The organism is Cytobacillus kochii (assembly GCF_044790165.1).
In the GTDB taxonomy this organism is placed as follows: Bacteria; Bacillota; Bacilli; order Bacillales; family Cytobacillaceae; genus Cytobacillus; species Cytobacillus kochii.
The window spans coordinates 4,412,965-4,424,046 of record NZ_CP085254.1; the positions used below are offsets into that span (position 1 = coordinate 4,412,965).

Below are 11,082 nucleotides of genomic sequence, written 5' to 3' on the forward strand. Positions count from 1 at the left end.
AGTTTTTCCTCCCTTCGTCATTACTGATATTTAATCCTTGGATCAATATATGTATAAACCACATCAACGACTAAATTCACAACAACAAAGAGTGTAGCTACTAAAAGAACAGAGCCTTGTACCATCGGAAAATCTCTAGCTGCTATGGCGTCAATCATTAGCCTACCTACACCATTAATTGCAAATACTTTTTCAGTGATAATGGTCCCTCCTAATAGTGAACCAAAGTTCACACCAATCACTGTCAAAACAGGAATCATCGCATTTTTTAATGTATGAATCCATATAACTTCGCGTTCCTTTACACCTTTTGCTCTTGCTGTTCTTACATAATCTGCCCTTACTACTTCAAGCATAGATGATCTCGTCATTCTAGCAATCATCGCAGCTGCCCCTGTCCCTAAAGTGATTGCAGGTAAGATTAATTCCTTTATCCCTTCAATGGTATACCATGGTGAAGATAACCCACCGACCGGGAGTAGTTGTAAGTTAACGGAAAATATAAGGATAAGGACAGCACCCATCCAAAAGTTCGGTATAGAAATACCCGCAAGAGCAAAGGTTGTTGACCCTACATCTAGCCAAGAATTTTGTTTAAGAGCTGATATCAACCCTGTTAAAATACCAATAACAATGGCGACAATCATACTAGCAATTGCTAACTTTAGCGTATTTGGCAGTCTCACCCCAATCGCCTCAGCTACAGACTGTTGGTTTTGATAAGAATATCCTAAATCACCTTGTACAAGATCTACTACATAGCGACCATATTGTGTAAGAAAAGGGTCATCTAAACCAAGATTATCTCTTATCGCCTCCACATCTTCTTTTGATGCAGTTGGCCCTCCAATCATTGATGCCGGGTCACCAGGCGCCAAATACATGGATGAGAATACAAGAAAGGAAATACCAAATAGTAGAATCACAAGTTGAAAAAATCTTCTGAATATAAAACCGACCAATTTCACCCCTCCTTCGAAATCATTTGTTAATCATTTTCCTTTCTTTAATTACTAAATGTTTAAAATAATTTAAAAATGATTATAAAACATAAATATACAAAATTCTATATATTTTTTCATTTTTTTAAATTATTTTTTATTTCTATTTCCTTTTGTTTTCATTATTTGACAAAAATGTTCATTATGTAACTTAAGTATAATTATTTATCATCTTTTAGTTATCGATGAGTAAAGCGTTTTCAAAAACAAAAGGTAATTTACCAATTTCTTGTCCAATACAAAAAAAGACCCGCCAGTGGCGAGTACCTGTTTTTTAAAACATATTAAGTTTAAGGGGGTATCATATTTCGTTAATCAAGAATCTAGCAAAGATAGGAGTTTTTCTTTTCAGAAAGACGGACAAATTGGTTGGTGCTGTTCAGCTATCTTTTCGGTTGTTCCGAAGTTGGACGTGCAACTTGGATTTACCTCCGCTATCTACCAGAATGTCTAATCAGAAGTTCCAATTGGCTTAATTGTTATTATCGCAGCTTGCATTCGATACAAATTATGCAATGCTACTACAATTTTAACCCGCGACGACTTTTAAATCTTCTCAGCAATATGTTACTTTCCACACGCGTAATGCCATCTAGGGCATATAGTTCTTCGTTAATAAACCGCTCAAGTGCATCAAAGTTATCTACTAACACATGTGTATGTAAAGTAGAGGGGCCGGTCATTTGGTAACAACTAGCGACACTTGCATTCTCCGCCAACGCCTCGGCTACTTTCACTAACGAACTCGGTTCACAATCAATCTCAAAAAATGCGGAAACTTCCTTCCCTGCCTTGCCACTATTAATCACAACTGTAAACTGTTCAATCACACCATCTTCCACAAGTTTAGACACTCTTTCCCTTACGGCTACTCGGGAAAGACCTAATTGTTTGCCAATATCAACATAAGACATTCTACCATTTTCGATTAATAAATCTAATATTTTCTTATCGACCTGATCCAAAAAAAACACCACCTTCTCTTTTGACTATGTAAAAAATGAGATTAACCTGTATATTTAATTAACATATCAAACATAAATTATCAAATACTATTTACACTGCTGTCTCATTTTAAGATTTTTTTTAAAGAAAACAACGTTACACAATTAGCAATATGAGAGACAATGATTCAATCTCTTATTATGCCACCTCCGACGGTAAACACGGAAATAATATATAGTGTACAGATTGCGTTTTGTTCCTTTCTGTTTTCACTTCTAACCGAACTGCAAATCGCTTTAGCTCAACACTCAATTCAGTTTTCGATCTGAAATGACCTGTGTTGGTTGAGATTTCCCGTTTTCCCACACTACTTATTCGATTTCTTATTTGTTATGTTCATATCGGCAATAACACCCACCACGTTGTTTATTTTTGACTCCTTAAAAACAAAAAAGAAAAACCGCTCTTCAAACAGAAGATGCGGTTCTTATTAACCTAATAATTTTTGGTAGATGGAGCGTGCTTGTACCAGGTCTTTTGTTCCGTGAATAAGTGCCCGACCATCTTGGAAGATCACAACTCTTTCCGGTTTCAGATCAATTGACAAAAGGTACGGATTCCCTTTCGTGTCATAGCCCGACACCTTCATTTGTTGAGATAGCCTTTGCAAGTCTAATTGCTGGGCAGTCGATGGCCTCACTTGCACGGTATCTCTTCCACAAAGTACAGTTGTCTTTGTTAAGTTTTCTTGTTGGAGAAACGGATAGGTCGGAGCCTCCCCACATGATAAGCAACCTGTATCCTTTATTTTAGCAACCTTTATATTCGAATATTGATTTCGCCACATGTCAAAGCTTGTAAAAGTCGTGCGAATGGCATCTAAGTCACCTACCAGTATCTTGAGTGCTTCTGCGGTTTGATGAGCGATAACCATTTGCACAGCAGGAGCTATAATTCCACCTGTATCACAGGTCATACCTTGAATAGGAATCTTCTTCAACAAGCAATGCAGACAGGGTGTCACACCTGGAATTATGGTTAAACTCATTCCAAAGCTGCCGACACATGCGCCATAAATCCATGGAATGTGATGTTTTTGTGATATATCATTTAAGAGCATTCTCGTTTCAAAATTATCTGTCGCATCAAGAATTAAATCAACTTCACTCACGAGACCTTCTAACAAGGACGGCACAGCATCAGCTACCATCGCCACCACTTCAACTTCTGAATTAATCGCCATTAATCTCTTCTTAGCAGCAATAGCTTTAGGTAACTTTTCTTTTACATCCTCTTCCGTATAAAGCTGTTGTCTTTGGAGATTACTTGCCTCTACGTAGTCGCGGTCAATGATGGTTAACTTGCCTACACCCGAGCGAACTAACACTTCAGCATTGCCAGAACCAAGTGCCCCTGCCCCTATCATTAAGACATGCTTACGCCCAATGAGTGATTGCCCTTTTTCACCAATAGGAGAAAATAATAATTGCCTAGAGTATCTATCATTCATGACATTAGCCTCCACTAACTGGCGGAATAAAGGCAATCGTATCCCCTTCTTGAATCACATCATCATCTTCAGCAAACTCTTCGTTGATCGCTGTCATGACACTATCAATTGATGATAAACCATACGTATCATGCACTACTTGTTTTAACGCTAATACGCTCTTACCCTTCGCCTCTATTTGTAAACTTTCTGCACCAACTTCATCCTTTAAATGAGCAAAAAACAATACATTATTCATCTAGATGTTTCGCCTCCGGTTTCCCTTCAGGATAAGATACTTTTTCCAATTGGTCGCCAATCCATTCTTGCCCATCTTCCCAATGTTCTTTTTTCCAAATGGGTACGATTTCTTTAATACGTTCAATGGCATATCGGTTTGCTTCATAAGCATCAGCACGATGAGGTGTCGAGACAGCAATAACAACAGCAACGTCAGTTATATCTAATTTACCTACTCTATGCACAATTGCTACTTCGGCTCCTTGCCATCGCTCCCTAATTTCCGTGCCAATTTGCTCAAGCTTTTTTATAGCCATACTTTCATATGCCTCATATATTAAAAACAAAGTCTTCTTACCTTTAGTTAATTCTCTTACTGTTCCAATAAACGTCGTAATAGCTCCTGCGTTTCTTTGTACGACATGATCAATTACTTCTTGTATATTGATTGGCTCTTTAGAAATTCCAAACTTCATTTTAACACCTCTCATCTAAGTTCTATTTTATCAATTCTTACTAGAAATTTGTATTGCTTTCCTCCAATCACTCGGGTCATTCATGTTGAAGAAGCTTTGTTCAAAATTGACTAGACGATGCCGAGTCATATCTTTTTCTGTTACTTTTTTTACCTTTAACTGATTTAAGAAAATCTGTAGCTTCAAATCATTTGCCTCTAAACATTTCTCTACTATTTCCCTTACTCTCTTATGGTAGACAGCAAGAAGTGGATGAATTTGACCATTCACTTCAGGAATAACAGCTGAATAACCTTCGAGATGGCTTAAAAGCCATTCCATTGTTTCAGCCGCAACAAAGGGCATATCACAAGCAACGATAATATTTTTATCATTTGTAGAATGATATAGGCCAGACTCAATTCCAGCTAACGGACCTTTATTAGGGTAGCGATCACTTACCTTTTTAACTGGGAGAAAATGATAATCTTCTGGTGTATTTGTTACAATAAGAATATCATTCGTTACGGATTGCAACTCCCTTACTAGGCGTTCGATTACTGTTTCTCCATTGACCGCTAACAAAGCTTTATTTTCCCCCATCCTACTCGACTTGCCACCTGCTAATATAATTCCGGTACTCTGCATACTACCACCTTTTTCACCATTCACGTTTATATATACCATTAAAGCGATTTTCCGACGGCTATGCAATGGATAAAACTGAAAGATAGACAAACGGGAAAATGTTTGTTAATTTAAACAATGTCCAAAACCTTTGACAAGAGAGGCAGGACTACGATTTGAAAAACCGGATAAAACCGCTAAGAATACAGCTGCGCTTAACACAAGAGGCATTAGCAAAGGAATGCAACGTTAGTAGGCAGACCATTAATTGTATTGAAAACGATAAATATGACCCAACTTTAACGCTCGCCTTCAAAATTGCAAGGTCATTACAGACAAATGTAGAAGAGGTTTTTAACTATGAGGAAAATTTCTAAAGATACGATAATTACCATGAAAGATTTTGTCGATGAAAAGCATGAGATCCTTCATCAACCAATAGAGGATTTAAGGTTACCGGCAACTGAGGAAGATTTAGCGGAGCTACAGGCGATGCTCGTATACTTACGAAATAGCCAGGATGAGAAATTAGCTAAGAAATACAAATTACGCCCTGGTACTGGCTTATCAGCCAATCAAATCGGTATTGCTAAACGAATGTTCGCTGCTAAATATGAAGATGAAAAAGGGCAATCATATGAATACCAATTGATTAACCCGAAGATTATCAGTCATTCAACAAATATTATTTGTATTCCAGAAGGAGAAGGCTGCTTATCCGTTAATCGTGAAGTGTTCGGCCAAGTGCCACGTTATGAAAAAATTAAAGTTAGAGCGTATAATGAAAAAGGTGAGGAAGTCACGCTCTCTTTTAAAGGATTTGCCTCTATTCTTATGCAACACGAGATTGATCATCTAAACGGTATTATGTTTTACGACAGAATTGATAAAAATCAACCAATTATAAATAAAATTTAACCATATTCACTATATTAAAATAGAGACCATATACATTTTTAAAATAATTGTTATAATGATGATAAAATGCATGTCTAATCTATCACTCCAGGGAGGAAACGTCAGATGACTATGAAAAAAGTCTTAACTATAGCTGGATCAGATTCTAGTGGCGGTGCGGGGATTCAAGCTGATTTGAAAACTTTTCAAGAGCTTGGTGTGTACGGAATGTCAGCACTTACTACTATTGTAACAATGGACCCTAAAAACGACTGGCATCATAATGTTTTTCCAATTGAAATTAGTACATTAGAGGCTCAAATTGAAACCATTCTTTCTGTTGGTATAGATGCAATGAAAACAGGTATGCTTGGTTCAGTGGAAATTATTGAAACAGCTGCCAAAACAATTAAAGAGAGTGGCGTTCCTGCCGTTATTGATCCAGTAATGGTATGTAAAGGCGAAGATGAAGTACTACATCCTGAAACAGCGGATGCCCTTCGTGAGGTACTCGTTCCTTTAGCTACCGTTGTGACTCCAAATCTTTTTGAAGCATCACAACTTGCACAAGTGAAACCGATCAAAACAATTGAAGAAATGAAAAAAGCGGCAGAAAAGATTCATGCACTCGGACCAAAATATGTCATCATTAAAGGTGGCAGTAAGCTGCAATCTGAAAAAGCCATCGACCTTTTATTTGATGGAGAAAATTTCACAATCTTGCAGGCTGAACTGATTAATACGCCTTACATCCATGGGGCAGGGTGCACTTTCTCAAGTGCCATCACTGCTGAACTGGCAAAGGGCAAATCGGTAACAGAAGCAATCGATGTAGCCAAAGATTTTATCACTGCAGCCATTACACATGGATTCAAACTAAATGATTATGTTGGACCAACAATGCACGGTGCTTACCGTACTTTTGGAGCGGATCGTACGAAGGTTGAACAATAATAACATTTTAAGGAGAATGTCTCTCGAGTGAGCATTCTCCTTTTTTCTTGATCCATTCTTCTAATCATCCTGCTTCCTGAGTCACTCATTATGCAAAACCACTTTTTTTTTAGTAAAATAAAAGAATCAAATGGATAGCTTAATTCTCATTTTGACAAATTATATAGAAATGCTTTTCGAAAGGGGGAAATGAATTTGGATATCGTCATGAAAGAACAAGTACAGCTGGCTTTGGATGAACGTGCAAATAAGGACGTTTATATCCACCTTGAAACAACAAACGGTGCTTACGCTTCACACTTTGATGAGACTTTCTTTTCATCAGGTGCCTATATTCGTAATGCCAAATTAAAATACATTCATAGTAAAATCGCCGGAAACGGACCTTACCGAATCGGGTTAAAAACTGACATCGGTTGGGTCTATGCGGAGGGCATTACCCATTATGAAATAGATGAACATGATCGCTTATTAATGGCTGGTCATGATTTTAAAGGTAAACTAGCGGTTTCTTTAGAAATTAGCGAAACACCCTTTGAATAAATAGCGGAAGGAGGAAGAATGATGGAAAAAGAAAGACAAGTACTTGTTATTTTTCCTCATCCAGATGATGAGGCATTTGGCGTTTCTGGTACGATTGCCAAGCATATTCAAAATGGCACACCTGTAACTTACGCATGCTTAACACTGGGGGAAATGGGTAGAAATATGGGCGACCCCCCTTTTGCGACAAGAGAATCATTGCCACATATTCGAAAGCAAGAGCTTCAAAATGCCGCTAAAGCGATGGGCATAACTGACTTGAGAATGCTTGGTTACCGCGATAAAACGGTTGAATTTGAACCAGAAGATAAACTAGCACAACATATGGGTGAAATCATAGAAGAATTAAACCCCTCTTTGATCATTACATTCTACCCAGGTTATGCAGTGCATCCAGATCATGATGCAACAGGTGCGGCAGTTATTCATGCCGTTAAAAGCCTTCCAAAAGAAAAACGTCCAAAGGTATATTGCGTTGCTTTTTCTAACAATTGTGAGGAAGAAATCGGAGCGGCAGATGTTGTTCATGATGTAACAGAAGTTGCTGACATTAAATTGAATACATTAAAAGCCCATGTCTCACAAACACAGTTAATGATTAAGGAAATGGAAGAAAACCTTAAGAAACAGGACCCTGCTGTGATGGCTAGAATTAACCAAGAACGTTTTTGGACCTATCAATTTGATGAATAAATACTTAAAAAAACAGAACCTCCATTTACCATTGGAAGTTCTGTTTTTTATTGAAAGCTTATTTTGTTTGGTTTTCTTCAACTTTTTCTTCTAGCTGTTCGCCTTCTTTGGAGACATCTTCATCAGATACTTCTTTGGTACCTTCAAGCATATTTTTCAAATTCGTTAATTGATAGCCATCTTCACGATGTACCATGTTCACTAAAAATTTACGTAGAAGCTTCATTTTAAATCCTGTTGTTTTAATATTGGCTTCTAAATCAACCTGTGTACCTTCATCCACTTCATCAAAACGATAATAGTATTCTGCGATTAAACCGTTGGAATTGGATCGAGTTGCAAATACCTTATTTGTTTCATATGCTAATACTTCGATTTCAGATGTGATATCGGAAGCACGAACTCTTCTTGTTTCTCTCAGTTTTGAACCCACAGCTAATGGCTCGTCATTGATCTTTTCTCTTTTTACTACAAGTGGCATGATCTCATGAATATTATCTATATCGACCATATAGGAAAAAACTTCTTCAACTGGTTTATGAATAATTACGGTTGTGCGAAAGTCAGACATTATGTTTTCTACAACTCCATTCGTTAACTATCTACATTCATTCTTACCATAAAGTTGGGGTTGCTGTCATCTTAGACGAATAGAAGATTAACTGCTGTTCGCTTATCGTTTTGCTACTTATTTGATTTTTAATCGATATAAACGATCATCCTGTTCTGCCGGATTGCCACGGCCATCTGTATTATTACTGATAAAATACAGATGATCGCCATCGACATAAACATCTCTTACTCTACCTACGTCACTTACTAAAGTAGACATTTCATTTGTCTCTAAATTTAACTGCATGACTGCGGTACCTCTTAAACTTGCTATATAAAGATTATTATCTGCATAAGCAATACCTGATGGTGCCCAGGTTGTGTCATCTCCTGAGGTGACGAATGGGGCAATCATCCCTTCTTTTTCCTCTGTGCCCGTAATTTCAGGCCAACCATAATTCCCATTTGCGGTTATTTTATTAATTTCATCATTTGCTGTTGGACCATGTTCACTTGCGTACATGTCTCCTTCATCTGTCCATGCCAATCCTTGAGGATTACGATGACCATAGCTATAAAGATAAGATTCTTTTGAAGGATTATCTTCTGGAATACTACCATCTTTATCCATCCTTAAGATCTTCCCTGCTAACGAATTTTGATCTTGTGCAAGTTCAGGTTCTGTCGCATCTCCTGTAGTGACATATAATTTATCATCTGGACCAATCGCTAGTCTTCCCCCATGATGAAAAGCACCACTCGGAATTTCATCCAAAAGCAAATCCGTTTCCACCCACACTTGTTTTTGATCATCTAATGATAATGTGACAACACGATTAAGCGGTTGACCATCGAGCTCATATGTATAATAAGCAATTCCTTTTGTACCATCATCAATTAATACAAACCCAAGTAATCCTGCTTCTTGTGCCGTTGATAATGATTTCTCTAATTCTACTGGTTGACGAGTTAATTCTCCCCCTTCAATTTTAGCAATTGTCCCTTTTCTTTCCGACAAATAGAATACGTCATCGCGCTTATTAATTGACCAAGGGATATCAAGATCTTCTGCCACCACTTCTAACTTTTGCTGATTCGAAACATCTACCGATTCTGGTTCTTCATCCATTTCATTGTTAGAATTACAACCCATAAGAATAAGTAGGAAACTTGCAACAAATAAAATAGTCAGTTTCTTCACTAAATCTACATCCTTTCTTTTTTTAAAAATCTTGTTATATTAAAGTAATAATTTTCAGAATGATATGATAAAATTCTATCAAAAGGGGGAATGATAGATGAAAATAATTGTTAGCTTTTTTAATCGTCTAATGCAAAGATACTTACCAGACCCATTTCTATTTGTTATCATTTTAACATTTTTAGTGTTTGCACTTGGACTCATATTTACTGATAGTGGTCCATATCAAATGGTCCAATTCTGGGGTGAAGGATTCTGGGGATTATTATCTTTTGCTATGCAAATGGTACTAGTGTTAATTACCGGTCATGTATTAGCAAGCAGTGCTATATTCAAAGCTGGACTGAGTGCCTTAGCTTCAAAAGCAAAAACACCTGGGCAAGCTGTTATTATTGTAACAATCATATCTCTACTTGCCAGTTGGATTAACTGGGGGTTTGGATTAGTCATTGGTGCTTTATTTGCAAAAGAGTTAGCGCGCCATGTAAAAGGAGTCGATTATCGTCTATTAATTGCAAGCGCTTACTCAGGCTTTGTTATTTGGCATGGTGGTATTTCAGGATCAACACCGCTAACCATTGCCACTCCAGGTCATTTTTCCGAAGATTTGATTGGGATTATTCCAACAAGCGAAACCATCTTTTCATCATTTAACTTGATTATCACTATCGCACTTTTTATTGTTTTACCTATTGTCAATCGATTCATGCTTCCAGCTAAAGATGATACTGTTACAGTTGATCCAGCGTTATTAAAAGAAGATTTACCTGCAGCGACATTAGAAAGAGATTCCATGACACCAGCAGAGAAATTAGAGAATAGCCAAATACTCTCGTTACTTATTGGCGTGATGGGATTAATCTTCTTATTTTATTATTTTGTTACTAATGGTTTTGCCCTAAATTTAGATATTGTAAACTTTCTTTTTCTATTTCTTGGTATTCTCTTTCATCGTACTCCTCGTCACTTCTTGCAGGCAGTTACGAATGCTGTTAAAGGTGGCAGTGGCATTATTATTCAATTTCCGTTCTATGCAGGAATTATTGGTATGATGACAGCTTCAGGCCTAGCGGCTGTTATATCCAATGGATTTGTTTCTATTGCTAATGAACATACTTTACCATTATTTACTTTCCTGAGTGCAGGTCTTGTCAATATTTTTGTACCATCTGGTGGGGGTCAATGGGCTGTGCAAGCTCCTGTTATGTTAGATGCAGCGATCGCATTAGATGTTTCCATTCCTAAAATCGCAATGGCGGTAGCATGGGGAGATGCTTGGACGAACTTAATACAGCCTTTTTGGGCTTTACCCGCTCTTGCCATCGCAGGTCTAAAAGCAAAAGATATTATGGGCTTTTGTGTACTTACATTAATTGCTAGTGGAATCATTATTTCGTTAGGTTTCTTACTATTATAAAACAAACAAATTTACGAAAAGTATGAGGATTTATGCACCAGTCTGAAGCAATTCGTGATGTAAATCGC

Annotated in this window: 14 protein-coding genes; 6 read left to right on the plus strand and 8 right to left on the minus strand. The window is 37.3% G+C overall.

Annotated features, from left to right (window positions below; genetic code table 11):
- Positions 1-20: 20 nt before the first annotated feature.
- The 6 genes from nikB to LG276_RS22455 all read right to left on the minus strand — a co-directional run bounded on the left by nikB (position 21) and on the right by LG276_RS22455 (position 4,817).
- Entirely contained in the window at positions 21-962 is a 942-nt protein-coding gene (gene nikB, locus LG276_RS22430; protein ID WP_224936846.1) for a nickel ABC transporter permease, read from the minus strand.
- Between the two features lie 560 nt (positions 963-1,522).
- Positions 1,523-1,915 carry an Lrp/AsnC family transcriptional regulator gene (locus tag LG276_RS22435; RefSeq protein ID WP_233435367.1) on the minus strand — a complete coding sequence of 131 codons (393 nt, stop codon included), beginning with the start codon at positions 1,913-1,915 and terminating at the stop codon, positions 1,523-1,525.
- 521 nt (positions 1,916-2,436) lie between these two features.
- Positions 2,437-3,456 carry a thiazole biosynthesis adenylyltransferase ThiF gene (locus tag LG276_RS22440; protein WP_404292958.1) on the minus strand — a complete coding sequence of 340 codons (1,020 nt, stop codon included), beginning with the start codon at positions 3,454-3,456 and terminating at the stop codon, positions 2,437-2,439.
- Between the two features lie 4 nt (positions 3,457-3,460).
- Positions 3,461-3,694 (minus strand): molybdopterin converting factor subunit 1, encoded by a 234-nt coding sequence (moaD, locus tag LG276_RS22445; protein WP_224936849.1) that lies wholly within the window; start codon positions 3,692-3,694, stop codon positions 3,461-3,463.
- Positions 3,687-4,151 carry a molybdenum cofactor biosynthesis protein MoaE gene (locus LG276_RS22450; RefSeq protein ID WP_095371483.1) on the minus strand — a complete coding sequence of 155 codons (465 nt, stop codon included), beginning with the start codon at positions 4,149-4,151 and terminating at the stop codon, positions 3,687-3,689. Before LG276_RS22450 ends, moaD begins: the two co-directional genes overlap by 8 nt.
- A gap of 30 nt (positions 4,152-4,181) precedes the next feature.
- The gene (locus LG276_RS22455) at positions 4,182-4,817 is read right to left on the minus strand and encodes a molybdenum cofactor guanylyltransferase (RefSeq protein WP_281202813.1); all 636 of its coding nucleotides are present in this window, start codon (positions 4,815-4,817) and stop codon (positions 4,182-4,184) included.
- A gap of 116 nt (positions 4,818-4,933) precedes the next feature.
- Between LG276_RS22455 and LG276_RS22460 the strand changes: the two genes are divergently transcribed.
- The 5 genes from LG276_RS22460 (at position 4,934) to bshB2 (ending at position 7,844) form a co-directional block, all read left to right on the plus strand.
- A complete protein-coding gene (locus LG276_RS22460; protein ID WP_251162373.1) occupies positions 4,934-5,134 on the plus strand; it encodes a helix-turn-helix transcriptional regulator in 201 nt (66 codons plus the stop codon).
- The gene (def, locus tag LG276_RS22465; protein WP_224936851.1) at positions 5,118-5,675 is read left to right on the plus strand and encodes a peptide deformylase; all 558 of its coding nucleotides are present in this window, start codon (positions 5,118-5,120) and stop codon (positions 5,673-5,675) included. The genes LG276_RS22460 and def overlap by 17 nt, the downstream gene beginning before the upstream one ends.
- Positions 5,676-5,780: 105 nt before the next feature.
- Positions 5,781-6,608, plus strand: a complete 828-nt coding sequence (gene pdxK, locus LG276_RS22470; RefSeq protein WP_224936852.1) for a pyridoxine/pyridoxal/pyridoxamine kinase — start codon at positions 5,781-5,783, stop codon at positions 6,606-6,608.
- A gap of 189 nt (positions 6,609-6,797) precedes the next feature.
- Positions 6,798-7,151, plus strand: coding sequence for a YojF family protein (locus LG276_RS22475; RefSeq protein ID WP_370873353.1), 354 nt, complete (start codon positions 6,798-6,800; stop codon positions 7,149-7,151).
- A 21-nt stretch (positions 7,152-7,172) separates the two neighbouring features.
- The gene (gene bshB2, locus LG276_RS22480) at positions 7,173-7,844 is read left to right on the plus strand and encodes a bacillithiol biosynthesis deacetylase BshB2 (RefSeq protein WP_251162374.1); all 672 of its coding nucleotides are present in this window, start codon (positions 7,173-7,175) and stop codon (positions 7,842-7,844) included.
- A 58-nt stretch (positions 7,845-7,902) separates the two neighbouring features.
- On the opposite strand, the gene LG276_RS22485 is transcribed toward bshB2, so the two are convergent.
- Together LG276_RS22485 and LG276_RS22490 are read right to left on the minus strand one after the other, a co-directional pair.
- Positions 7,903-8,415 (minus strand): SRPBCC family protein, encoded by a 513-nt coding sequence (locus LG276_RS22485; protein ID WP_224936854.1) that lies wholly within the window; start codon positions 8,413-8,415, stop codon positions 7,903-7,905.
- A gap of 117 nt (positions 8,416-8,532) precedes the next feature.
- Complete coding sequence (locus LG276_RS22490; protein ID WP_404292961.1) at positions 8,533-9,597, minus strand: PQQ-dependent sugar dehydrogenase; 1,065 nt, start codon at positions 9,595-9,597, stop codon at positions 8,533-8,535.
- A 97-nt stretch (positions 9,598-9,694) separates the two neighbouring features.
- Between LG276_RS22490 and LG276_RS22495 the strand changes: the two genes are divergently transcribed.
- Complete coding sequence (locus LG276_RS22495) at positions 9,695-11,014, plus strand: short-chain fatty acid transporter (RefSeq protein ID WP_404292963.1); 1,320 nt, start codon at positions 9,695-9,697, stop codon at positions 11,012-11,014.
- Positions 11,015-11,082: the final 68 nt, after the last annotated feature.

Bases quoted from the DNA above. Each gene is read 5' to 3' on its own strand.
- LG276_RS22475 (WP_370873353.1), top strand. From the start codon at position 6,798: ATGAATTTGGATATCGTCATGAAAGAACAAGTACAGCTGGCTTTGGAT.
- LG276_RS22495 (WP_404292963.1), top strand. From the start codon at position 9,695: ATGAAAATAATTGTTAGCTTTTTTAATCGTCTAATGCAAAGATACTTA.
- pdxK (WP_224936852.1), top strand. From the start codon at position 5,781: ATGACTATGAAAAAAGTCTTAACTATAGCTGGATCAGATTCTAGTGGC.
- def (WP_224936851.1), top strand. From the start codon at position 5,118: ATGAGGAAAATTTCTAAAGATACGATAATTACCATGAAAGATTTTGTC.
- LG276_RS22450 (WP_095371483.1), bottom strand. From the start codon at position 4,151: ATGAAGTTTGGAATTTCTAAAGAGCCAATCAATATACAAGAAGTAATT.
- bshB2 (WP_251162374.1), top strand. From the start codon at position 7,173: ATGGAAAAAGAAAGACAAGTACTTGTTATTTTTCCTCATCCAGATGAT.
- LG276_RS22485 (WP_224936854.1), bottom strand. From the start codon at position 8,415: ATGTCTGACTTTCGCACAACCGTAATTATTCATAAACCAGTTGAAGAA.
- LG276_RS22435 (WP_233435367.1), bottom strand. From the start codon at position 1,915: ATGTCTTATGTTGATATTGGCAAACAATTAGGTCTTTCCCGAGTAGCC.
- moaD (WP_224936849.1), bottom strand. From the start codon at position 3,694: ATGAATAATGTATTGTTTTTTGCTCATTTAAAGGATGAAGTTGGTGCA.
- LG276_RS22455 (WP_281202813.1), bottom strand. From the start codon at position 4,817: ATGGTATATATAAACGTGAATGGTGAAAAAGGTGGTAGTATGCAGAGT.
- LG276_RS22440 (WP_404292958.1), bottom strand. From the start codon at position 3,456: ATGAATGATAGATACTCTAGGCAATTATTATTTTCTCCTATTGGTGAA.